The sequence below is a fragment of the Pseudomonas sp. Irchel s3f7 genome (assembly GCF_900187615.1).
GTDB lineage: Bacteria > Pseudomonadota > Gammaproteobacteria > Pseudomonadales > Pseudomonadaceae > Aquipseudomonas.
On record NZ_FYDO01000040.1, the window covers coordinates 1 to 24,023 of the forward strand.

General features: G+C 57.4%; 22 protein-coding genes. 12 read left to right on the forward strand and 10 right to left on the reverse strand.

Annotated elements, in window-relative coordinates; all coding sequences use genetic code 11:
• Positions 1-309: 309 nt before the first annotated feature.
• The 4 genes from CKW19_RS25975 to CKW19_RS25990 all read right to left on the reverse strand — a co-directional run bounded on the left by CKW19_RS25975 (position 310) and on the right by CKW19_RS25990 (position 3,299).
• Positions 310-1,200, reverse strand: a complete 891-nt coding sequence (locus tag CKW19_RS25975) for a pseudouridine synthase (RefSeq protein ID WP_095061072.1) — start codon at positions 1,198-1,200, stop codon at positions 310-312.
• Between the two features lie 71 nt (positions 1,201-1,271).
• Positions 1,272-1,589, reverse strand: coding sequence for a transcriptional regulator (locus CKW19_RS25980; protein WP_095061074.1), 318 nt, complete (start codon positions 1,587-1,589; stop codon positions 1,272-1,274).
• A gap of 171 nt (positions 1,590-1,760) precedes the next feature.
• Positions 1,761-1,997 carry a glutaredoxin family protein gene (locus CKW19_RS25985; protein WP_095061076.1) on the reverse strand — a complete coding sequence of 79 codons (237 nt, stop codon included), beginning with the start codon at positions 1,995-1,997 and terminating at the stop codon, positions 1,761-1,763.
• A 93-nt stretch (positions 1,998-2,090) separates the two neighbouring features.
• The gene (locus CKW19_RS25990) at positions 2,091-3,299 is read right to left on the reverse strand and encodes an ammonium transporter (protein ID WP_095061078.1); all 1,209 of its coding nucleotides are present in this window, start codon (positions 3,297-3,299) and stop codon (positions 2,091-2,093) included.
• Positions 3,300-3,626: 327 nt separating this feature from the next.
• Between CKW19_RS25990 and CKW19_RS25995 the strand changes: the two genes are divergently transcribed.
• From CKW19_RS25995 to CKW19_RS26030, 8 genes are all read left to right on the forward strand, one after another.
• Entirely contained in the window at positions 3,627-3,941 is a 315-nt protein-coding gene (locus tag CKW19_RS25995) for a YqjD family protein (RefSeq protein ID WP_095061080.1), read from the forward strand.
• 1 nt (position 3,942) lies between these two features.
• Positions 3,943-4,326: a phage holin family protein gene (locus tag CKW19_RS26000; RefSeq protein WP_095061082.1), complete on the forward strand. Its 384-nt coding sequence runs from the start codon at positions 3,943-3,945 to the stop codon at positions 4,324-4,326.
• Positions 4,323-4,667 (forward strand): hypothetical protein, encoded by a 345-nt coding sequence (locus tag CKW19_RS26005; protein WP_095061084.1) that lies wholly within the window; start codon positions 4,323-4,325, stop codon positions 4,665-4,667. The genes CKW19_RS26000 and CKW19_RS26005 overlap by 4 nt, the downstream gene beginning before the upstream one ends.
• A gap of 184 nt (positions 4,668-4,851) precedes the next feature.
• On the forward strand, positions 4,852-6,180 hold the full coding sequence (locus tag CKW19_RS26010; protein WP_095061086.1) for a deoxyguanosinetriphosphate triphosphohydrolase: 1,329 nt from the start codon (positions 4,852-4,854) through the stop codon (positions 6,178-6,180).
• A gap of 179 nt (positions 6,181-6,359) precedes the next feature.
• Positions 6,360-6,752 (forward strand): response regulator, encoded by a 393-nt coding sequence (locus CKW19_RS26015; protein WP_095061088.1) that lies wholly within the window; start codon positions 6,360-6,362, stop codon positions 6,750-6,752.
• A 243-nt stretch (positions 6,753-6,995) separates the two neighbouring features.
• Positions 6,996-7,622: a response regulator transcription factor gene (locus CKW19_RS26020; RefSeq protein ID WP_095061090.1), complete on the forward strand. Its 627-nt coding sequence runs from the start codon at positions 6,996-6,998 to the stop codon at positions 7,620-7,622.
• A gap of 8 nt (positions 7,623-7,630) precedes the next feature.
• Positions 7,631-11,272 (forward strand): transporter substrate-binding domain-containing protein, encoded by a 3,642-nt coding sequence (locus tag CKW19_RS26025; RefSeq protein ID WP_095061092.1) that lies wholly within the window; start codon positions 7,631-7,633, stop codon positions 11,270-11,272.
• A 48-nt stretch (positions 11,273-11,320) separates the two neighbouring features.
• Complete coding sequence (locus CKW19_RS26030; RefSeq protein WP_095061094.1) at positions 11,321-14,266, forward strand: HD domain-containing phosphohydrolase; 2,946 nt, start codon at positions 11,321-11,323, stop codon at positions 14,264-14,266.
• Here CKW19_RS26030 and CKW19_RS26035 read toward each other — a convergent pair whose 3' ends face one another.
• The gene (locus tag CKW19_RS26035) at positions 14,267-14,749 is read right to left on the reverse strand and encodes a GAF domain-containing protein (RefSeq protein WP_095061096.1); all 483 of its coding nucleotides are present in this window, start codon (positions 14,747-14,749) and stop codon (positions 14,267-14,269) included. It abuts the gene before it with no gap.
• Entirely contained in the window at positions 14,746-15,636 is an 891-nt protein-coding gene (locus CKW19_RS26040; RefSeq protein ID WP_095061098.1) for an ATP-binding protein, read from the reverse strand. The genes CKW19_RS26035 and CKW19_RS26040 overlap by 4 nt, the downstream gene beginning before the upstream one ends.
• Positions 15,637-15,800: 164 nt before the next feature.
• Here CKW19_RS26040 and CKW19_RS26045 point away from each other — a divergent pair, with 164 nt between their 5' ends.
• The gene (locus CKW19_RS26045) at positions 15,801-18,122 is read left to right on the forward strand and encodes a response regulator (RefSeq protein WP_095061154.1); all 2,322 of its coding nucleotides are present in this window, start codon (positions 15,801-15,803) and stop codon (positions 18,120-18,122) included.
• Here the strand turns inward: CKW19_RS26045 and CKW19_RS26050 are convergent.
• The 3 genes from CKW19_RS26050 to msrB form a co-directional block, all read right to left on the reverse strand.
• Positions 18,106-18,567, reverse strand: a complete 462-nt coding sequence (locus CKW19_RS26050; protein WP_095061100.1) for a MarR family winged helix-turn-helix transcriptional regulator — start codon at positions 18,565-18,567, stop codon at positions 18,106-18,108. The two genes, CKW19_RS26045 and CKW19_RS26050, sit on opposite strands and share 17 nt — an antisense overlap.
• Positions 18,564-19,049, reverse strand: coding sequence for a glutathione peroxidase (locus CKW19_RS26055; protein ID WP_095061102.1), 486 nt, complete (start codon positions 19,047-19,049; stop codon positions 18,564-18,566). Before CKW19_RS26055 ends, CKW19_RS26050 begins: the two co-directional genes overlap by 4 nt.
• 200 nt (positions 19,050-19,249) lie before the next feature.
• Positions 19,250-19,645 carry a peptide-methionine (R)-S-oxide reductase MsrB gene (msrB, locus tag CKW19_RS26060; RefSeq protein ID WP_095061103.1) on the reverse strand — a complete coding sequence of 132 codons (396 nt, stop codon included), beginning with the start codon at positions 19,643-19,645 and terminating at the stop codon, positions 19,250-19,252.
• A gap of 226 nt (positions 19,646-19,871) precedes the next feature.
• On the opposite strand from msrB, the gene CKW19_RS26065 reads away from it, so the two are divergent.
• Both CKW19_RS26065 and htpX read left to right on the forward strand, forming a co-directional pair.
• Positions 19,872-21,083, forward strand: coding sequence for a pyridoxal phosphate-dependent aminotransferase (locus tag CKW19_RS26065; RefSeq protein WP_008030363.1), 1,212 nt, complete (start codon positions 19,872-19,874; stop codon positions 21,081-21,083).
• A gap of 311 nt (positions 21,084-21,394) precedes the next feature.
• Positions 21,395-22,285, forward strand: coding sequence for a protease HtpX (htpX, locus tag CKW19_RS26070; protein ID WP_095061105.1), 891 nt, complete (start codon positions 21,395-21,397; stop codon positions 22,283-22,285).
• A 182-nt stretch (positions 22,286-22,467) separates the two neighbouring features.
• Here the strand turns inward: htpX and CKW19_RS26075 are convergent, their stop codons facing one another.
• Positions 22,468-23,124, reverse strand: a complete 657-nt coding sequence (locus tag CKW19_RS26075) for a thiopurine S-methyltransferase (protein ID WP_095061107.1) — start codon at positions 23,122-23,124, stop codon at positions 22,468-22,470.
• A 102-nt stretch (positions 23,125-23,226) separates the two neighbouring features.
• Between CKW19_RS26075 and CKW19_RS26080 the strand changes: the two genes are divergently transcribed.
• Complete coding sequence (locus CKW19_RS26080; RefSeq protein WP_095061109.1) at positions 23,227-23,994, forward strand: class III extradiol ring-cleavage dioxygenase; 768 nt, start codon at positions 23,227-23,229, stop codon at positions 23,992-23,994.
• Positions 23,995-24,023 lie beyond the last annotated feature (29 nt).

A 24,023-nucleotide genomic window follows, 5' to 3' on the forward strand; every position in this document is an offset into this window, starting at 1 on the left:
TCTTTGCGGGTCTGCTTACGCTTGCCTGCGTACTCGGCGTCAGCGAAGGTCATCTGTTTCATCGGAAAACTCGGCGGGTGGAGTCCTGGTATTTTGCCAAAATCAGGAAGTCTTCTTCAGAATTTCCTTAGATCAGAGAAGTTGAAAAGGTCGCCGAGGTCGAGCAGGTCTTGTTGAACAGACATAAAAAATCCGATACCAGAGGTCTGGTCTCGGATTTTCTAGGAAGCCCCGCGTGAGCTCAAATGCTTAAGTGAACAGCATTACGCTAGTCGCGGGCTTTTTCGTGTCTGGGGGAAATTGACCTGATCACCAATTCAGGATGATTTCACTCTCGAACGCTCTTTCCTGGCCTGTCACCGGATCGACGAACTTCAGCCCCTGCGCCAGCAGCTTCAGTGGATTGGCATAATCATCCTGCGCATCCTTGAGTACCACGGGGTAGAACGGGTCGTTGCAGATGCTGGCCCCCAAGGCCGTCATGTGCACCCGTAACTGGTGCTTCTTGCCAGTCACCGGATACAGGCCGTAGCGCCACAGATCACCGTGTTTCTCCCTGACTTCGACGGCTGTTTCGGTATTGCTGATCCCCGGCCCTTCCTGCATGCGGAAGAACGGCTCGCCATCGACGAGTCGGCTTTTATGAACCAATGGGAAAGCATGTTCCGGCAATGCTCCGGCGATCGCCTCATAGCGTTTCTCGATTTGCCGTGTCGGAAACAATGACTGATAAGCCGAACGAGTCTGCGGATTGGCGGAAAACAGCACCAGCCCTGCGGTATGCCGATCAATACGATGCAATGGCACCAGATGCGGATTATCCAGCCGACGGATCAGACGTCTGAGAAGTGTCTGCTCCACATATTCACCCGCCGGCGTCACCGGCAGAAAGTGTGGTTTGTCGGCCACGACCAGATGCTCGTCTGCGTACAGGATTGATTCGATGACCGGGATCGGTTTTTCGTCCGGGACTTCTCGAAAGTAGTGAATCCGCAAACCTTCCTTGTACGCCAGGTCGAGAGCGATCGGCAGGCCCTGCCCATCAAGGACGCGGCCACGAGCGATTCTGTCCAGCCATTGTTCGCGGCCGATGGCGCTGAAGTGCTCACACAGGCAATCGAGTACAGTCAGCCAGGAGCCCGGCGGCAGGTAAAGCGTGCTGGCCTGACTATGTGCCGCGGAAAAAGATGAAGTGGACATACGAACGCTCTAAACCTCAATGCAGAGCGGCATTATCCAACAGCGCCGAGGCCGAGCCTAGCGGAGAATCCTCATGCCGGAATCTGCTTCAGTGCCGCCGCCTCCGTGTACTCCTTGAGCCAGCGCAGCACATCGACCGCCTCCCAGCGAGCTGGGTCGTACAAGGCGTACAACAACCCCTGATAACCAACGACATCCAATTGCCGGTGATAGCCTGCGCGCTGGAACAACGCTTCGATTTCTGCAAAACAGGTGTTGAAATGGGTTTTATTGAAGGGCGTCTTGCCTTCGGTCACGAGGCCGTCCAGACGCAACTCCAGGACGGCCTCGTGCACGACCTCGGCGGACATCCGGTTCACGCTGCTCTTCAATTGTTCGACATTGACCACGATTCATCCCTCTCACACCCGGACCTGCCCGCTCAAACCTGAACATCAGGATCGGCAAGGCAGGCATTGCGAATAGCTGTATACGCATACAGTATCCGAACAATACCCGTTAAGCCAAGGGGAACCATCGCAAAGTTCGACAGGCGGGAGCACCGCTAACGCAGAAATCGCCTAACGCAGGAACGCCACCACCTGATCGGCACTGAATGGCCAGCCAAGCTCAGCGCCGTTATCCACTCGTCGAAGTACCGGAATTCGCAAGCTGTACGCTGCGAACCACGTTTCGTCTTCAGCGATATCCACCAGTTCCACCAGCAGTCCGCGTTCGACGAACTCCATCAGCATGGCTTCGGCCACTTCGCAGAGATGACACCCTAGGGTGCCGAACAACTGACATTCAGGAAGCATGAGTGATCAACCAGAAAATTGAGTGATCATTCTAGGCTCGCTCCGAAAAACCGTCGAGCCATAGAACCCTGATCACAAGCGCCACAGGGCCGCTCAATCCTGACTCACGGCACCGATCTTGTGGATCGACAGGTCCGCGCCGTAATACTCCTCTTCCTGGCTCAGGCGTAGTCCGGTCAACACCTTGATCACGCCATACACCGCGAACCCTCCGACCAGTGCCACCAGCACGCCCAGTGACGTGCCGATCAACTGGCTGATCATGCTCACTCCACCCAGCCCACCCAAGGCACTCTGGCCGAAAATGCCGCAGGCGATTCCGCCCCACGCGCCGCACAACCCGTGCAACGGCCACACGCCCAGTACGTCGTCAATGCGCCATTTGACTTGAGCGGCGGTAAAGCACCAGACGAACAGCGCGCCAGCGATTGCCCCCGTGACCAGCGCCCCCACAGGATGCATCAGATCGGAACCGGCACAGATCGCCACCAACCCCGCCAGCGGGCCGTTATGCAAAAAACCGGGGTCATTACGGCCGACGATCAGCGCGGCCATCGTGCCGCCGACCATGGCCATCAACGAATTCAGTGCCACCAGACCGCTGACCCCTTGCAGGGTTTGCGCGCTCATCACGTTGAAACCGAACCAGCCAACGATCAGGATCCACGAACCCAAGGCCAGAAACGGAATGCTCGATGGCGCGAACGCGACCAGGCGTCCATCCCGGTATCGGCCATTGCGCGGCCCGAGCAACAACACCGCCGCCAATGCCAGCCAACCGCCCATGGCATGAACCACGACTGAACCTGCGAAATCATGGAAACTGGCGCCAAACCGCTCAAGCAGCCAGACTTGCAGCCCAAGGTTGCCGTTCCAGACCATGCCTTCAAAGAACGGATAAATGAACGCCACGATCAACACCGTTGCGCATAACTGCGGCACAAACCGCGCACGCTCGGCAATGCCGCCGGAAATGATCGCCGGGATCGCCGCCGCAAAGGTCAGCAGGAAGAAAAATTTCACGAGCCCGTAGCCGTGATCGGCGTTGAGTTCGGCCGCCGGGTGCATGAAGTTCACCCCATAAGAAATCCAATAGCCTATAAAGAAATAGGCAAGGGTCGACACGGCGAAGTCGCTGAGGATTTTCGACAGCGCATTGACCTGGTTCTTTTGTCGGACCGTCCCGACTTCCAGGAAGGCAAAACCGGCGTGCATGGCCAGGACCATGACCGCGCCGATCAGAATAAACAGGGTATTGGAGCTATGGATCAGGCTGTCCACAGCGCTTTGCAGATTTTCCATGGGTTGGCAGACCTTATGGTAAGAAAAAGCACCAAAGCAGTTCGCGTGGGCTGTCCATGCACCAAGTTGCAGCTTCGAAGATCAGTTCGCCGCATCGGTTGAACCGATTTGGCGCACGAGTGGTGTCAAGGCAAAACACGTCCCGAACACTTGCACGACGTTTTGAATATTGGTGTTACGGTTCTACCGAAATCCTGCCCGGCATTAGCGCAGGGCTCAGAATGACGCACCATGACATAGCAAAAGTTGTACCAGTCATTTGTACTGAACCTTCGCCGAAGGCTCATACTCGAACGCTTCAGAACGCCACCTATATGGAGATCACCCATGGCCAGCACCAAGGCAAAGACTGCTCAAGAAATCCTGATGACCGACTTCCAGACGCTGGTCAGCGACACGGAACGGCTGCTGGAACATACCGCGACCCTGGCCGGTGATCAGGCTGATGAGTTGCGCGAGCAGATCCACGACAGTCTGTTGCGCGCCCGCGAAACCTTGAAACTGACCGAAGACTCCCTGCGCGAACGCGGCCAGGCTGCTGTCAGCGCGACTGAAGAGTATGTCCAGGCCAACCCATGGCAATCCGTCGGGATCGCGGCGGGTGTGGGTTTCCTGATTGGCCTGCTGGCCAGCCGCCGCTGATATGGCTATCGATGAAGCCGGCTCGTCTGCGACGGGCACAAGCTCGCGGCGCCTGGGTGCCGCATTCCTCGGATTGCTGCACAGCCATGTCGAACTGTTCGGCATTGAACTGCAGGAACAAAAGGCCCGTACCGTAAGCCTGTTACTGTTCGCAGGCCTGGCGCTGGTGTTTGCGTTGCTGTTTCTGGTAGGGCTGTCGGCTCTGGTGATGATCCTTTTCTGGGACACCTATCGTCTGCCAGCCATCATCGGGCTCTGCGTGTTCTACGCACTCGCGGCGATCTTTTGCGGGATACGCCTGAAATCGGCGATTTACGATGAGTCCTCACCCTTCCATGGCACGCTTGAAGAGCTGGCCAATGATCGGGAGCGCCTGCTGCCATGAGCCTGCCTGAATTGCCACGCAACAGCTCACGCGCGCAAATGCGCAAGGCACTGATTCGCCTGCGCATGGAAATGCATCGCCAGGAAATCCGTCACGAATCCCGGCAACTGCTGCAACCCCTGCAGCGTGTGCGCGGGATGACGCAGAACCTGCAGGAGGGTTTAGGTATCAAACACGCGCCGCTTTGGGGTGTGGCCGCTATCACCTTGCTGGGTTTTCTAACCGGCAAGGGCGCAAAAAACGGCGGTGGCATCGCTAGCCTCACCCGACTGGTCCGGCTCGGCACCACGCTGGCTCCGTTGATCAAACTGATCCTGCAGGGCTCGTCGCGAAAAAACTGATCAGTCGTTTTTTTGGCAATAACGGGATGCCTTTCTCTATCGAGGGAGGCAATCCTGCGCTCAGATCCAATGGCAAATACCTACTGCTCATCGATATCGATGCTGCCGGGCTTTCGTTCCGCTTGCAGGTCCCTGCGCGAAACGGGAAGCTAGGCCATCAGTCACGCAACGGAGAGACCCCGCCTTGGATTGGCATACCCTGCTTACCCGCGAACGCCTCGGAAAACCGCTGCACAGCCCTGAAGAACTCGGCCGCAGTCCTTTTCACAAAGATCACGATCGCATCATTTTCTCGGGCGCGTTCCGCCGCCTCGGACGCAAGACCCAGGTCCATCCGGTCACCAGCAACGACCATATTCATACGCGCCTGACCCATTCGCTGGAAGTCAGTTGTGTGGGGCGCTCTTTGGGCATGCGGGTTGGCGAAACCATTCGCAGCACCCTGCCCGACTGGTGCGAACCGAGCGATCTGGGCATGGTGGTGCAATCGGCCTGTCTGGCCCATGACATTGGCAATCCGCCGTTTGGCCACTCCGGTGAGGACGCGATCCGCCATTGGTTTCAACAAGCCGCCGGCCGTGGCTGGCTGGATGCAATGAGCGAAGCCGAACGCAACGATTTCCTGAACTTCGAAGGCAACGCACAAGGCTTTCGGGTACTGACGCAACTGGAGTATCACCAGTTCGACGGCGGCACACGCCTGACCTATGCGACGCTGGGCACCTACCTGAAGTATCCATGGACGGCGAAGCACGCAGATTCGTTGGGCTACAAGAAGCACAAATTCGGCTGCTATCAGAGCGAGCTGCCACTGCTGGAGCAGATCGCCCATAAACTCGGTCTGCCGCAACTGGAGGATCAACGCTGGGCACGCCACCCGTTGGTGTACCTGATGGAAGCCGCCGATGACATCTGCTACGCATTGATCGACCTGGAAGACGGTCTGGAAATGGAGTTGCTGGAGTACGCCGAGGTCGAGTCCCTGTTGCTCAACCTGGTCGGCGATGATCTGCCAGAAACCTATCGCCAGCTCGGCCCCAACGATTCACGGCGACGCAAACTGGCGATCCTGCGCGGCAAGGCCATTGAACACCTGACCAATGCGGCAGCCCGCGCCTTTGTGGAGCAACAAGAGGCGTTGTTGGCCGGTACGCTTGCAGGTGATCTGGTTGAGCACATGCATGGCCCCGCCAAGCGTTGTGTCCTGAATGCCAAGGACATGGCGCGCAAGAAAATTTTCCAGGACAAGCGCAAAACCCTCCATGAGATCGGCGCCTATACCACCCTGGAAATCCTGCTCAATGCCTTCTGCGGTGCGGCGCTGGAACAGCACAATGGTCGAACGCCGTCCTTCAAAAGCCGTCGTATCCTCGACTTGCTGGGCAACAATGCACCCGATCCCCACGGTCCATTGCATACGTCATTTCTGCGCATGATCGATTTCATCGCCGGCATGACCGACAGCTACGCCAGTGACATGGCACTGGAAATGACCGGTCGCTCCAGCCACTGATCGTGTATCGGTTGATCAGCCATTTCGCCACCCGATATGGCTGATCCCCCCTTCCAAACCCAAGTGCACTCAAGGCTCACGGAATCGCCCTACAGCACACGCTGAGCAAACTGATCGCCAGGTCTGTGTTTATCACGGAACAATCTATATCCCTCTGCTCGACAGATGAAGAGTGTTCCATGGCCAAAGACGATCTACGCATTCTCCTGGTGGAAGACCACCCCTTCCAGCTCAGAGCGACTCAATACTTGCTTGAAAGTTATGGCTTCACCCAACTAACCGCCACGGACAGCGCCAAAGGCGCCGTGGATGAAATGCTCGGAGCCGTGCAACCTTTCGACATTCTGTTATGTGATCAATGTTTACCTGACCTGACAGGTCTTGATCTGGTGCAGTTCGCCAGTCACCGTGGAATGATCAGACAGGCCATTCTTCTGAGCAGCCTGACCTCTATCGAACTGGACGGGCTGGAAAAAAAAGCGACTCAACACGGATTGCCATTATTGGGATACCTGACAAAACCGTTGAAACAAACAGAATTCAGAAACTTGTTGACCTTGGCATCTCTATAAAAAAGCATCAAAAAACCAGATAAACACGCTTTATAAAACTTACGAAAAAAGACATCAGGGACCACAACTAAACAGCTTGATCTTTCAAGATATCTTATAAAAAAACCAATCATCGCGTAGTCCGATTCTCTTTCATACGTAGGACTTATCCTATATTGCTGCTACAGCTCAGTCAGTTCATACGTGACCCAAACTATCTGAGCTAAGGTGCGCGCTTTATTTGAGCTCGCATGGGATTTGATTATGAACTCCGTTTTTATTGTCGACGACCACCCCGTCATCCGCCTTGCCGTTCGAATGTTACTGGAACACGAAGGTTTCAAAGTTGTCGGCGAAACTGACAACGGGGTCGATGCCATGCAGATGGTTCGCGAATGCATGCCTGACCTGGTGATTCTCGACATCAGCATTCCCAAGCTGGATGGCCTGGAAGTGCTTTCCCGTTTCAACGCCATGAGTACTCCAATTAAAACACTGGTACTGACAGCACAATGCCCAACACTTTTCGGTATCCGTTGCATGCAGTCAGGAGCCTCCGGATATGTGTGTAAACAAGAGGACCTGAGTGAGTTGGTCAGTGCGATAAAAGCGGTCCTGTCAGGTTACAACTACTTCCCAAGCGAAGCTCTGAATCCCGTTCGTGGCGATGATGAGCGTTGCGCAGAACTGGAACTTTTCAAATCAGTGAATGACCGGGAGCTGATGGTTCTGCAACTTTTTGCACAAGGGCGCACCAACAAGGAAATTGCCAAAGGTATGTTCCTGAGTAACAAGACCGTCAGCACCTATAAAAAACGACTCATGCAAAAACTCAAGGCCCAATCTCTGGTTGAACTCATCGAGATGGCAAAACGTAACGCACTTGTGTGAGAACCTGGATGCCCAGTCGTTTAAAGGATTATTTGATACGGGTGATAGCGGGTTTATGCCTCAGCGCTTCAGCGTCCGCGGCACAGACCAGTGAGAACTACACGTTGCTCAGTCGTTCAAAGGCCGGGCATGTGGAAGTTCGACTGGATGAATCACAACTGCAATGGCTCAAACAGAAGCGTGAACTGAGCCTCGGAACATCCGCCCCGGATTATCCACCCTTTGACCTGACCACCAGCCGTCACGACTACGAAGGGTATACCGCTGATTACGCCGGCATCCTGGGCAAGGTAACCGGATTGCCCATCAAGGTTCAGCGCTTCGAATCCCGAGGCGCGGCAATCGCGGCGCTCGAGAACGGCGAAGTGGATCTGCTCGGCACCGCCAATGGATTCGAAGCGGGCCATGCCGACATCGTCCTGTCCACGCCCTATGCCGTAGACCAACCCGTCCTGGTGACCCGCGAAGGCGAAACCCGGTCCCTGACCGAAGGTCTTGCGGGTCTGCGGTTGAGCATGGTGTACCACTACTTGCCGCTGTCGGAGGTCAAGGCCTTGTACCCCAAGGCAATTATCACGTCGTATCCTTCTTACCAGAATGCGATCAACGCCGTAGCCTTCGACCAGGCAGACGTTTTCCTGGGCGATACCATTTCAACCCATTACATGATCAACAAGGGCTACCTGAACAATATCCGCATGGCCAACTTCGGCAAACATGAAGCCCATGGGTTCAGCTTTGCCGTACGCAAGAATCAGCCGGAATTGCTCGGCATCATCAACACGCTGATCGCGGCCATCCCCGCCAGCGAACGGGAAAACATCGCCAAACGCTGGAGCGCGGGCAGTGACATTCTCCTGACGGACCAAAAACTGCAACTGACCGACCGTGAAGAGCGCTGGCTGACGCAACATCCAATCGTACGTGTAGTGGTCAATGAAGCCTTTGCTCCGCTGACGTTTTTTGACAGTGACGGCAAGTTTCGCGGCGTCACGGCGGACCTGCTCGAATTGATCCGGCTTCGCACCGGTTTGCGCTTTGATATCCGTCGCAGCCGAAGCGATGAAGAGATGATCGAACAAATCAAAGACAACCAGGCCGATGTGATCGCCGCCCTGCTCCCCAGCACCCAACGCCAAACCACGCTTAACTTTACCCGCCCGTTTCTTGAGAACTCCTACGTCCTGTTAACCCGTAAAGCCGCCGGCAGCCCGACCAACCTTTCGCAACTGGGTGACAAGCGTCTGGCCATTGCTCGTGGCAATCCGCTCATGAGTTACCTGCGCAAGGAGTTTCCCCGTATCAAACTGATCGAAACCCCGGACACGTTCAGTGCCGTGGAAATGCTGGCCGAGGGGCAGGCCGAAGGGGCGGTGAACTCGCTGATCATTGCCAACTATTTCATCTCGTCACAACTGTTCGAACACACATTGCAGATCAGTACCACCATCGGCACCGAACAGGCTGCGTTTTCCCTCGCCACCGCGACGGACGCCAAGGAGCTGAACGCCATCCTCGAAAAGGCCCTGTTGAGCATCGCACCCGAAGAGCTGGGCATCATCAACAGCCGCTGGCGGGGTTATTCAGCCTCCTCGCAAAGCACCTCGCGCAACTATCACCGGCTGTTCTATCAGATTGTAATCGGTGCGGGTGTGTTGTTGCTGATTTCAGTTGCCTGGAATGACTACATGCGGCGCCAGATCAAACAGCGCAAAGCCGCCGAGCGCGCACTGAGCGACCAGTTCGAGTTCATGCGGTCGCTGGTCAATGGCACCCCTCACCCCATTTACGTACGCGATCGCCAGGGACTGCTGCAAAGCTGCAACGACAGCTACCTGCAAGCGTTCAGCGCCAAACGCGAAGACGTCATTGGAAAAAGCGTCATGCACGGCAACATCAGCAATGTGTTCGAAGCCCGGGAGTTTCAGGCCGACTACCAGTGTGTCGTTGCCGAAGGACGACCGTTGATTGTCGATCGCGAGCTGCACATCGGTGGCCGGCGGTTGACGATTTATCACTGGATACTTCCCTACCGGGATTCGCGCGGTGAAGTGCAAGGCATCATCGGAGGCTGGATCGATATCAGTGAGCGGCGACAACTGTTCGATGACCTACGGTGTGCAAAAGAGCGTGCCGATGACGCGAACCGCGCCAAAAGCACGTTTCTGGCAACGATGAGCCATGAAATACGTACGCCGATGAATGCAATCATCGGCATGCTCGAATTGACCCTCAAGCGCATAGACCAGCAGCACCCGGATCGCCCGGCCATCGATGTCGCGTACAACTCGGCGAAGGATTTGCTGGATCTGATCGGCGACATTCTCGACATCGCCCGGATTGAATCCGGGCACCTGAGCCTGAGCCCGGAGCGTGTCAATCCCGGGGAACTCGTGGCGTCGGTGGTGCGGATTTTCGAAGGTCTGGCTCGACAGAAGAAGCTTGAGCTTTCACTGGCGTTCCATCCGACCAGTCCGGCAGTCGATGTTCTGCTCGACCCTTTGCGCTTCAAGCAAGTGCTGTCGAACCTGATCAGTAATGCCATCAAGTTTACGGAGCAGGGCCAGGTCAAAGTGATCGTCGAACTGCACGCCACTGCGAAGCCCGATCAGGTGCTGCTGCGTTTACATGTCCAAGACAGTGGCATCGGCATTACCGATCAGGATCAACAGCGCCTGTTCGAACCTTTCGCCCAGGCCGACAACGCCGCACAGTCTGCCAGGGGAGGTGCCGGGCTGGGCCTGGTGATCAGCCGAAATCTGTGCGAAATGATGGGCGGCACCCTGCAACTGAGCAGTCAGCCTGGCGTCGGAACCCAGGTCGAAGTATCGCTCCTGCTTGATTCACAGCCTATGCAGCATGTACCGCCAGTGGCCGAGGTAAAAATCAATGTCGCCAAAGCCCCGTTGAATGTATTGGTGGTCGATGATCACTCGGCCAATCGCTTGCTCATGTGCCAGCAGCTGGAGTTTCTCGGGCATCGGTACAGCGTCGCGATGGATGGCCGGGAAGGATTCGAGGTGTGGAACGGCGGGCCGTATGATCTGGTGATTGCCGATTGCAACATGCCTGTCATGAGCGGCTACGAGCTGGCCCGCGCCATTCGTCAGCATGAGCGCCAACACCGGCGTCCTCCCTGCACCATTCTTGGCTTCACCGCCAACGCCCAGCCCGAAGAAATACAACGCTGTAAACAAGCCGGAATGGATGACTGTCTGTTCAAGCCCCTCAGTCTGAATGCCTTGAGTCAATGGGTTGAGGGGGTTACACCGGGCATCGGCAAGCCGGCATTCAGTCTGCAGGGGTTACACCTGCTGACGGGAGGCAACCCGGCGCTGGACAGGCGCTTGCTGACCGAGCTGCTGGACAGCAATCGTCAGGACCTGCAAACACTGCGGTCACTCTCACCGCCCGGGGACACACAGGCATTGCTCGACATCGCCCACAAAATCAAAGGCGCAGCCCGCATCGTACAAGCCTCCCGCTTGATCGAAAGCTGCGAGGCGCTCGAAGCCGCCTGCCATGGGGCTTTCAATGATGAAGAAATAGCCAAATACAGAAAAACCCTTGAGCGCGCCATGGTAGAGCTGGAGCACGTATTACAGCAGCAAATCAGCCAAAACGACGAAAGCAGAATGACTGAGCCTTAACTATGCTTGATCGCTGAGCAGTGCGTTAACCCTCCTGGAGAGCCTGCAATGCCTAGCCCACTGCACCCGGACCCACGCAGGTTTTCGCTGCACGTCCATATCAGCGTGATGTTCACCTTCCTGCTGTTGCTGACCGGGGTGGTGCTGGGCATCTTCAATTATCGGCAAACCACACAAATCATCCTTTCCAGCAGTGAAAAACTCTTCAATCGCATCGAGCAGGATGTCCGGCTGGACCTGCACGCCACTTATCAACCGATTCGTCAACTGCTGAGCCTGCTGGCGACCAACCCGGCGAGTCAGGCGCCTGACCTGGAACAACGCCTGGCGCTGCTCAAGCCGTTCAGCCAGTCCCTCAAGGACAATCCCGATCTGGCCTCGCTGTACCTGGGTTATGGCAATGGTGATTTCTTCATGGTTCGCCCGCTGCGCAACCAGCCTCTGAAAAACCTGCTCAAGGCCCCCACGACAGCGGACTATCAGGTGTGGAGCATCGAGCATGACAACAACGGTCAGCCCCGTTCGCAATCGTTATTCTTCGATCAACATCTGACCTTGCTCAGCCGCCAGGACAACCCAGGCGACACTTACGATCCACGCAGCCGCGCCTGGTTTACCAACGCCAGCAGTGCCGAGAATCAAATTACCACCGAGCCTTATATCTTTTTCTCCACCCATGACATCGGCACGACGCTGGCCCGCCGCAGCGGCGATAACGCGGTCATAGGCGCTGACCTGACCCTGGCCGAACTCAGCGCAACCCTGGCCAAGCATGTCGTGACCCCCAACACTGAAATCGTGCTGTTCGATGCCGAGGGCAATGCCATCGCCTACCCCGACAGCCGCAAGCTGATCATCGCCGATCAGACCGCCCGTCTCGCCAAGGCTGCCGACCTGAGCCCCAGTCTTGGCGCCCTGCTCAAAAGCCCTCCCCAAGGCAATCGCCTGAACGCCGATGGCCGGCAATGGATCGTGGCCCGCAGCAGCATGCAGGAAGGCGGGCCCAATGGACTGCAATTGGCACTGCTGGTGCCCGAGGACGAGTTGCTCGTCGACGCCTACCGCATGCGCTGGCAAGGCACCCTGATTACGCTCGCAACGTTATTGTTGTGTTTGCCTTTGGGATGGCTGACATCAAGAGTTCTGGTCAAACCCCTACGGGCATTGGTGCAGGAAGCCGATGCGATTCGCAGTTTCGACTTCAATTTTCCGGCTTCCCGTCGCTCTCCGGTGCTCGAAGTGGACCAGCTCAGCGTGTCGATGGCGCGTATGAAAGACACGTTGGCCAGTTTCTTCCAGATCACTGACAGCCTGAGCGCTGAAACCCGTTTTGCACCGTTGCTGCAGCGGGTGCTGTTCGAAACCGTGAAAATCGGCCAGGCCCAGGCCGGGCTGATTTACCTGCGCGAAGGTGACGGGGATCGCATGGAACCCCAAGGGTTGGTACTCAATAACAGCGCCGAGGACTGGTCGTCTTTCGACATCGGAGGGCACTCGCTACAGGACTCACAAAGCCCTCAATGGATGCACCAGTTGGCAACGGTCGACAATATCGTCAGCAGTCTCGGGTTCGAACAGGCGGGGGATTTGCAGAAGGTGATGCTCGCACTGGAATGTCCGCGGGTTCACCTGATCGGTATCCGTCTGCACAATCGGCATAACGAAACCGTGGGTCTGCTGGTCTTTCTTTTGCCCGACAGCGGCAGCCAGAATGACCTGGAAAAACTCAAACCGGACCGCATCGCGTTTCTCCAGGCGGTGTCCGGCGCGGCCGCCGTCAGTATTGAAAGCCAGCGCCTGCAAGCCCGGCAGAAGCAGCTGCTGGATGCTTTCATTCAATTACTGGCCGGCGCGATCGACGCCAAAAGCCCCTACACGGGCGGTCATTGCCAGCGCGTGCCGGAACTGACGCTGATGCTCGCCCAAGCGGCAGCCGCCAGCCAGGCGCCGGCCTTCAAAAGCTATCAACCCACCGAAGATGATTGGGAAGCGCTGCACATCGCCGCCTGGCTGCACGATTGCGGCAAGGTCACCACGCCGGAATACGTTGTCGACAAGGCCACGAAACTGGAAACCCTGAACGACCGCATCCACGAAGTCCGCACCCGTTTCGAGGTGCTCAAACGCGATGTCTGGATCAAGTATTGGCAAGCCATTGCCCAGGGAAACGATGAACAGCAGCTAGCGCAGCAGCGCGATGCCGACCTGGCCGGACTGGATGATGATTTCACCTTCGTCGCCCGCTGCAATCTCGGTGGCGAGGCCATGGCCGAAGCGGACTTGCAGCGCTTGCGCACGTTGGCCCAACGGACCTGGCGTCGAACCCTGGATGACCGGCTAGGTGTGTCCTGGGAAGAAAACCGGCGCCAGGCCCGAACACCCGCGCCCTCCCTGCCCGTCGATGAACCGTTGCTGGCGGACAAACCTGAACACCTGTTCGAGCGCGCTGACAGCGAACGAATCCCGGACGATAACCCCTGGGGGTTCAAACTCGATGTACCGACCTACAAATACAATCGGGGCGAGCTGTATAACCTGAGCATTGTCCGGGGCACGCTGACGAGCGAGGAGCGTTACATCATCAATCACCACATGGTGCAGACGATTCTGATGCTCAACCACCTGCCCTTCCCCGGTCACCTGCGCACCGTCGCGGAACTGGCTGGCGGTCACCATGAAAAAATGGACGGCACCGGTTATCCAAAACGCCTGAAGCGCGAAGACATGAGCCTGCCGGCACGGATGATGGCGATTGCCGATATTTTCGAGGCGCTGACCGCCGCCGATCGTCCCTACAAGAAAGCCAAGACCTTGAGCGAAGCGCTGGGGATCATGGCCTTCATGTGCCGTGATGCTCACATCGATCCCGAACTGTTCGGGCTGTTCATCGACGCACACATCTATTTGCAGTACGCCCAGCGCTTTCTCGATCCCCAGCAAATCGATACCGTGGACACGGCAGGCTTGCTGGCCAAGGCTGGTTTGACCGGTTGATCAGCAGTCGGTGAGGCGCAGGAAAATCGCTGCCAAGTGTTCGATGCCTGCCTGATCCTGCGCAGTGAAGCGCGCCAGTTTCGGGCTATCGAGGTCAAGCACGCCGATCAATCGGCCGTCCTTGACCAGCGGCACAACCAGCTCACTGTTCGATGCACTGTCGCAGGCGATGTGCCCGGGAAACGCGTGCACGTCTTCCACCAGCTGGGTTTGCAAGGTCGCCGCTGCCGCCCCGCACACACCACGGCCGAACGGAATTCGCACGCAGGCGATCTGCCCCTGGAATGGACCAAGCACCAGTTCTTCGTTGCGATTGAGATAGAAGCCGGCCCAGTTCAGGTCATCGAGCTGATTGAACAGAAACGCCGAGAACTGCGCGGCATTGGCGATGAAGTCCCGCTCGTCCGCCAGCAATGACTCCAGTTGCGCATGCAACATGCCGTAACCCTCAAGGCCCTGGCCGCTCTTTTGTAAATCGATCATGCCTTGTGCTCCAACAACTTCAGCCCGACCCAATAACGGGCAAATTGATACGCGCAACGTCCATTGCGGTTGCCGCGGCCAGTGGCCCAACGCACGGCCAGGATGTCCAGTTCTTCGGTGCGCTGCCACGCCAGGCCCGACTTGTCGGCCAACTGACCGATCCAGTGCTCGACGACGTTGAGAAAGTGGTCCTGGGTAAACGGGTAGAACGACAACCACAATCCAAACCGGTCCGACAGCGCGATCTTGTCTTCCACCGCCTCGCTGGGATGCAGTTCACCGTCGACGCGTTTCCAGTTTTCGTTATCGCTTTCCTTTTCCGGCACCAGGTGGCGACGGTTGGACGTGGCGTACAACAGCACGTTATCCGGTGCCTGTTCCAGCGAGCCATCGAGTACACTTTTCAGCACCCGGTAGTCACCCTCGCCTGACTCGAACGACAGGTCATCGCAAAACAGCACGAAACGCTGGGGCAATTTGGCGATCTGTTCGACCACACGAGGCAGATCCGCCAGGTGATCGCGCTCGATCTCGATCAAACGCAGACCGGCGTTGGCGTGCTCGGCCAGCAAGGCACGCACCAGCGATGATTTACCGGTACCACGCGAGCCCCACAGCAATGCGTGGTTGGCGGGCATGCCATCCAGGAATTGTTGGGTATTTCGGCCCAGCTGTTCGACTTGCCAATCGACGCCGATCAGGTCGGACAGACGCATGTCGAGACTGACTTCCAACGGTAACAAAAAGCCGCTGCGCCCCTCTCGTTGCCAGCGCGCGGCCAGACATTGAGTCCAGTCAATGGCTGACCGGGGGGCCGGCAACAACGGTTCGATACGGGCCAGAACGGCATCGGCACGTTCAAGAAAAGCATTCAATCGGGAATCCACGACTTCTCCTCGGGCACGTTCACAGTAATGATGGCAATAGAACGACGAAAAACAGCGTCCGGTGAGCGACTTACCCGGTTGTATCAGGCACGCAAGAACATCGGTCGCCAGGCATGATCGACTATGCTGAGCAGCGAAAAGAAAAGGAAGTGGCCCATCCGCCCATGGATATCAAATTCACCCACCGGCTCTCGTACAAACAAGCACGGCTTACCGTGCTGGTCGGTTTCATTCTGGGCACGCTGCTCAGCCTTGTACAAATAGGCATCGATTATGCCAGCGAAGACGCCTCCATCAATCGTGAAATCCTCTCTTTGCTGGAAATCAGCCACAACCCGGCCTCGCGCATCGCCTATAACATCGACGCCGAACTCGCCAAGGAACTCACTCAGGGTCTGTTGCGCTCACCGGCAATCATTGGCGCCAAGCTGACCGATAACAACGGAACCGTGCTGGCCAACATCAAGCGCCCGGCCATGGAGAGCAGCTATCGGGTGATCAGCGACTACCTGTTCGGTGCCAACCGACGCTTCGAGGATCGCCTTTATCTGGGTCAATACCCGAATGAATCCCTCGGCAGTTTGCGGCTCGATGTCGACACCTATCCCTTCGGCAACCGGTTCCTGCGTCGGGCAGAAGTCACGCTGCTCAATGGCTTTGCGCGCAGCCTGATCCTGACGGGCATCCTGCTGGCGCTCTTCTATGTGATGTTGACCAAACCGCTGGTACGGGTGATTCGCGAACTCAGCAGCCGTGATCCGCGCAGCCCGGAACCCACGACGCTGGAGTGTCCTGCGGGGCATGCCAAAGATGAAATCGGGGTGCTGGTCAAGGTTGCCAACCGGCAATTCAATAATATCGCCACCGAAATCCAGCAGCGACGCAACGCCGAAAACCGTCTGACCGATTACCTCGGCCAACTGGAAAACATCGTCTCGGCCCGCACCACCGAGCTCAAGGCCATCAATGCCCGGCTCAGCCAGTCCAATCAGGAACTGGAAATCGCCCGCAGCACGGCACTGGATATGGCCGAAGCGCGCTCGGTGTTCCTGGCCAACATGAGCCACGAAATCCGCACGCCCCTCAACGGGTTGCTGGGCATGATTGCCCTGTCCCTCGACGGACCGCTCACTGCCGAACAACAGCAACAACTGTCCATCGCCCATGACTCGGGCAAAGTCCTGGTGGAACTGCTCAACGATATTCTTGATTTGTCGAAATTCGATGCCGGCCAGCTCGAACTCGAAAACATCCCGTTTGATCTCGGCTCACTGATCGAAGACACCGCCAACCTGTTGTCACAGAACGCCGCGCCAAGCGTCGAGCTGACCTGCCTGATCGATCCGCATTTCCCGGCGCTGGTGCTCGGCGATCCGACCCGCGTTCGGCAGATCGTCAGTAACCTTCTTTCCAATGCCCTCAAATTCACCCGCTTCGGTCGAGTCGACGTGCGCCTGTCGGCATTCGAAGGCGGAGTCAGAATCGAAGTCTGCGACACCGGCATCGGTATCCCTCAGGACGCCCAGTTCAAGATTTTCCAGCCGTTCACCCAGGCCGGTGCCGGCATCACTCGGCAATTCGGCGGCACGGGATTGGGCTTGGCGTTGACCTACAACCTCTGCGAAGCCATGCAGGGACGCCTGACGATCAGCTCCGAGGCGGGTTTTGGCAGCCAGTTTTGCGCGATTCTGCCGTTACCCAGTCACACTCGCTCGATTGAGCCCGCACCACTCCAAGGCAAGGTCATTGCGATCACTGCCGCCAGCAGTGGCCTGGCAGAGCTGCTGAGTACCGTGTTGCCGGCCTGGGGACTCGAATTTCAGCGGCGCTCCATCGATGACCCGCTGATCGGCGTCGAACTCGACATCCTGATCACCGACTGCCCCGAATGCCTGTTCAACCTGCGCCCGACCGTTACCGCTCCGATTCTGCTGGTGACCGCCTACGGTAACTTCATGCCCAGCGAAGAGGTCAGCGCACTCGCTCCACTGCAGCAACAGGCACGGCCCCTGGCACGCACTGCGCTGTACCAGTCCTTGCAACGAATCCTGCAACCGGAACACTCCACACTCAACAAGGCTCGTCCCGACACACTGAACCTCCTGCGGCGCGGGCGCGTGCTGCTCGTGGAGGACAATCCGGTCAATCAGCTGGTGGCCAAGGGCATGCTCGGCAAACTCGGCTGTGAGGTGGTGACCGCCACCCACGGGGCCGAGGCGCTGGATCATCTGGAGCGGCGGGATTTCGATCTGGTCCTGATGGACTGCAACATGCCGGTGATGGACGGCTATGAAGCCAGTCGGCATATCCGCCGCAGCGGACGTTGGCCACATCTGCCTATTGTTGCGCTGACGGCCAACGCCATGTCCGAAGAACGCGAACGTTGCCGTGCGGCAGGCATGAGCGACTATCTGGCCAAACCCTTCAGGCGCGAGGAGCTGGCCGCCCTGCTGGATTTATGGATCCCCACTATGACAGCGCCTTGATTTGCCCCAGCAGTTGGTCCAGACCATTGCGCAAGTCATTCAAGCGGTCCAGATCCACCCCGCTGTCGCATAACAGCCGAGCCTTGAGCGGTCCGACCTGTTCGCGCAAGGCCTGCCCGGCTGGAGACAGGCTCAGATGCACCTCACGCTCGTCCCGCGCCGAACGCTGGCGCTGGACCAATTGCAGTTGCTCGAGGCGCTTGAGCAACGGCGTCAGCGTGCCGGAATCCAGGGCCAGTCGCTCGCCCAACGCCTTGACGGTGGGCTGCTGCGGCGCGGCTTCCTGCCACTCCCACAACACCAGCATCGCCAGGTATTGCGGGTACGTCAGGCCCAATTGATCGAGCATCGGCTTGTAGGCACGAATCACCGCCCGGGACGCGGCGTACAGCTTGAAGCAGAGCTGGCTGTCGAGTTTCAGGGAATCGACGGACAAGGTATTCATTTGAGCAGGGCTTCGATCTCGCGGGTCAGGTCCTGCGGTTTGGTTGCCGGAGCGAAGCGCTTGACCAGTTTCCCGTCCTTGCCGATCAGAAACTTGGTGAAGTTCCACTTGATCCCTTGGGAACCCAACAGACCCGGCGCACGTTTTTTCAACTGCACAAACAGCGGATGGGCATCAGAGCCGTTGACATCGATCTTTTTGAACAGCGGAAAACTGACACCGAAGTTCAGCTCGCAGAACTCGGAAATCGCCCCTTCGTTGCCCGGTTCCTGCTTGCCGAACTGGTTGCAGGGAAAACCGAGTACCACCAGACCTTGATCCTTGTAGGTCTGCCACAGCTCTTCCAGACCTTTGTACTGCGGGGTAAAGCCGCATTTACTGGCGGTATTGACCACCAACACAGCTTTGCCGGCGAAATCCGCCAGGGTCTTTTGCTCACCTTTGATGGTGGTGCAAGGAATGCTCAGCAGATTGTCGCTCATGGTTCAGGTTTCCGATTGGAAGGACGAAGCACAAAAATAGCGAGCAATTGAATTGTGTGCAATTTAAATAATTGATCTGTCCCAGGCTTTTTTACTGTAGGAGCTGGCTTGCCCGCGAAGAGGCCCTCAAATACTGCATCGCATTTAAGGGCGCCATCGCTGGCAAGCCAGCTCCTACAGGGGAATAGCGAGGCGTCGCATTACGAGCGCGGTACCAGGTCCAGGCACACCGAGTTGATGCAATAACGCAGTCCGGTCGGCGGAGGACCGTCCGGGAACACATGCCCCAGGTGGGCATCGCATTTGGCGCAAACCACTTCGGTGCGGATCATGCCGTGGCTGACATCGCGGATCTCGGTCATCGCATTGTCGCCGATCGGCGCGTAGAAGCTCGGCCAGCCGCAGCCGGAATCAAATTTGGTTTGGGAGTCGAACAGTGGCTCGTTGCAGCAAATGCAGTGGTACACACCGTCTGTCTTGGTGGCGTTGTATTTGCCGGAGAATGGTCGTTCGGTGCCTTTTAGACGGCACACGTTGTATTGCTCTGGATCGAGCATTGCTTTCCATTCTTCCTGGGTTTTTTCCAACTTTTCCATCATCACACCTCTGCAGCTGAAAAAGCCCGATCTGTACCTTTTCCACTGATCGGGCGGCACGTATGATTGCGCCTCGTCAAAGCCCAGTCTGGCAGCCAGACCACGCGCATTCAAACGGTTTTATGGGTGCTGCATCTCAAGGCGTCAGGCCTGTGTGAATACGCAGGATTCCCAGTACGGCTGTTCACTCGCCGCCTGGATCGTTCATTTTCGGGAACACATCGCCATGCAGGTCAGCAAATCGAACAAGCTCGCCAACGTCTGCTACGACATTCGCGGCCCAGTGCTCAAGCACGCCAAACGCCTGGAAGAGGAAGGCCATCGCATCCTCAAGCTGAACATCGGCAACCCGGCGCCTTTTGGTTTCGAAGCGCCGGATGAAATCCTCCAGGACGTGATCCGCAATTTGCCGACGGCACAAGGCTACAGCGACTCCAAGGGCCTGTTCAGCGCGCGCAAGGCCGTGATGCAGTACTACCAGCAAAAGCAGGTGGAAGGCGTCGGCATTGAAGACATCTATCTGGGTAACGGCGTTTCCGAACTGATCGTGATGTCGATGCAGGCCCTGCTCAACAACGGCGACGAAGTGCTGGTCCCGGCGCCTGACTATCCGCTGTGGACTGCTGCGGTGAGCCTGTCCGGCGGTAATCCGGTGCATTATCTGTGCGACGAGCAAGCCAACTGGTGGCCGGACCTGGCGGACATCAAGGCCAAGATCACCCCGAACACCAAGGCGCTGGTAATCATCAACCCGAACAACCCGACCGGTGCCGTGTACTCGAAGGAAGTGTTGCTGGGCATGCTGGAGCTGGCCCGCCAGCACAATCTGGTGGTGTTCTCCGACGAGATCTACGACAAGATTCTCTACGACGATGCCGTGCACATCTGCACCGCCTCCCTGGCGCCGGACTTGCTGTGCCTGACCTTCAACGGTCTGTCCAAGTCTTACCGCGTGGCCGGCTTCCGCTCCGGCTGGATCGCCATTTCCGGCCCGAAACACCACGCCCAGAGCTACATCGAAGGCATCGACATGCTGGCCAACATGCGCCTGTGTGCCAACGTACCGAGCCAGCACGCGATCCAGACCGCACTCGGTGGCTATCAGAGCATCAATGACCTGGTGCTGCCGCAGGGCCGCCTGCTGGAGCAACGCAACCGCACCTGGGAGTTGCTCAACGACATTCCGGGCGTGAGCTGCGTCAAGCCGATGGGCGCGCTGTATGCATTCCCGCGCATCGACCCGAAAGTCTGCCCGATCCACAACGACGAGAAATTCGTTCTGGACCTGCTGCTTTCCGAGAAGCTGCTGGTGGTGCAAGGCACTGCGTTCAACTGGCCATGGCCGGACCACTTCCGTGTCGTGACCCTGCCACGGGTGGACGACCTGGACATGGCCATCGGGCGTATCGGCAACTTCCTCAAGTCCTATCGCCAGTAAGCGGTCTGTTCACCGTGTGACACACGTCGCACGGTGATTCATTCAGCAACACTTGCTGACGCGCTGTCATTCACTGCTGCAGCTACCCTCAACCGATAACGTCGTACCTTCCTGTGTCTAACGACTCCGGGGTTCGTGACGTCAATTGACTTACAAACACTTCCGTCTTTCACCTCGGAAATGTCCTGCAAACAGCTAAGCTGTTGTCGTAGGACACAGTTTGAAATAGTCACCCGGTTGAATACCCCGGTGCAGCACCTTATATACCCCGCAGTACGCTACATCTTTAGCTCAAGGAGATTTCTACAACCATGATGCGCATCCTGCTGTTTTTGGCCACTAACCTGGCGGTCGTGCTGATTGCCAGCATCACCCTGAGCCTTTTCGGCTTCAACGGGTTCATGGCGGCCAATGGGGTTGATCTCAACCTCAATCAGCTGCTGATTTTCTGTGCGGTCTTTGGTTTCGCAGGTTCGCTGTTCTCGCTGTTCATCTCCAAGTGGATGGCGAAAATGAGCACCAGCACCCAGATCATCACCCAGCCACGCACTCGTCATGAGCAATGGCTGCTGCAAACCGTCGAGCAACTGTCCCGCGAAGCCGGGATCAAGATGCCCGAAGTCGGTATCTTCCCGGCCTACGAGGCGAACGCCTTCGCCACTGGCTGGAACAAGAACGACGCGTTGGTCGCGGTCAGCCAGGGTTTGCTCGAGCGATTCTCGCCGGACGAAGTGAAAGCCGTTCTGGCTCACGAAATCGGCCACGTTGCCAATGGCGACATGGTCACCCTGGCGCTGATCCAGGGCGTGGTGAACACCTTCGTGATGTTCTTCGCACGGATCATCGGCAACTTCGTCGACAAAGTGATCTTCAAGAACGAAGAAGGCCAGGGCATTGCCTACTACGTGGCGACCATCTTCGCCGAACTGGTTCTGGGCATCCTCGCCAGCTCCATCGTCATGTGGTTCTCGCGCAAGCGTGAGTTCCGCGCCGACGAGGCCGGTGCAAACCTGGCCGGTACTGCCGCGATGATCGGCGCTCTGCAACGCCTGCGTGCGGAACAGGGGCTGCCGGTGCACATGCCGGACACCCTGAATGCCTTTGGCATCAACGGTGGCATCAAGCAAGGCTTTGCCCGCATGTTCATGAGCCACCCGCCGCTGGAAGAGCGTATCGACGCTCTGGCACGTCGTCGGGGCTAACAGTCGTTGTACAAATAGAAAAGGCCCGCAGTGATGCGGGCCTTTTTTTGTTTGCTGGTCATTGGGGTGTTTGTGAGGGCCTCATCGCGAGCAAGCTTGCTCCTACATGGGATCCGTGAAAACCGCAGAACCCTTGTGGGAGCAAGCTTGCTCGCGATGAAGCCAGCAAAAACAATACATCTCTACCGACTGGAAACCCGATACACCCGCTCCTCAAGCCGCGTGACACCCGCCTCCAGAAACTTCCCGCTCTCGCTCAACACATCCTGATCTTCCAGAATCTTCAGCGCCCACAAGTCCCCGAACAACCGCTGCACCTCATCATCGAGTACGGCGAACGGCGGGCCGGGCATTTGCGTCTGGTCATAGTCCAGGGTAATCACCAGGCCATGGGACTCCTTCGGCAGTATCCGCTTCAAATGAACGGCATAGCGCTCTCGCATTTCTGTCGGCATCGCGATCAATGCGGCGCGGTCATACAGCGCCGTGCAATCGGCAACATCGCCGGCCGTCAGCTCGAAGAAATCACCGCACCACAGCTCGATGGAGCCTGCCCGATAAACCTTGAACGGACCCTGCTCGCTGACGGCCGGATCAAAGCCATGTTCGCTGAAAAATTCCTCAATGGCCTTTTCCGACAGTTCGACCCCCAGGACCTCATGACCTTGGTGGGCGAGCCACAGCAAATCCAGGCTCTTCCCACATAACGGCACCAACACGCGTGCGCCTTCTTCAAGGCTTAACGCTGGCCAGAACCGCTTCAGATGAGGGTTCACCTGCGGCAGATGAAAGCCGATCTGGTTCGATGCCCACTTCTTGTGCCAAAACTCCGGCTGCATAAATAACCCCGAAAATTCGATCAAAACACCCTAAAACTTATATTAGATTTAGATCAATGACTGATTGAAGATGGTGACATCTTAACTCTCAGGAGCGCTTTCATGTTCCCCAGCCTTTACATATCCCATGGCTCCCCCATGCTGGCCCTCGAACCAGGCGCCAGCGGACCGGCCCTCGCGCGTCTTGCCGCCGAGATGCCGAAACCCAAGGCCATCGTGATTGTTTCTGCGCACTGGGAAAGCCATGAGCTGCTGGTCAGCGCAAATCCGCAGCCTGAAACCTGGCATGACTTCGGCGGTTTCCCAAAAGCCTTGTTCGACGTGCAGTACCCGGCACAGGGGGACCCGTCGTTGGCCGCAGAGGTTGTGGAGCTGTTGAAGTCCAATGACCTTGCCGCACGCCTCGACAGCCAGCGACCGTTCGACCATGGCGTCTGGGTCCCCTTGTCGTTGATGTATCCGCAGGCGGATATCCCGATTGTTCAGGTTTCCCTGCCCACCCGTGGCGGCCCTGCCCTGCAAACCCGCGTCGGGCATGCCTTGGCCAGTCTTCGCGAACATGGCGTGCTTTTGATCGGCTCGGGCAGCATTACCCACAATCTGCGGGAGCTGGACTGGCACGCCGGCCCGGAAAGCGTCGAGCCCTGGGCACAATCCTTCCGCGACTGGATGATCGAAAAACTGGCGGCGGACGATGAAGCCGTGTTGCATGACTATCGTGCGCAAGCGCCAAACGCCGTGCGCAACCATCCGAGTGATGAGCATTTGTTGCCGCTGTACTTTGCTCGCGCCGCCGGTGGCGATTTCAGCATTGCGCATCAAGGGTTCACCCTGGGAGCGCTGGGCATGGACATCTATCGCTTCGGCTAGTGATCTTTTTCCAGGCAAAAAAAATCCCC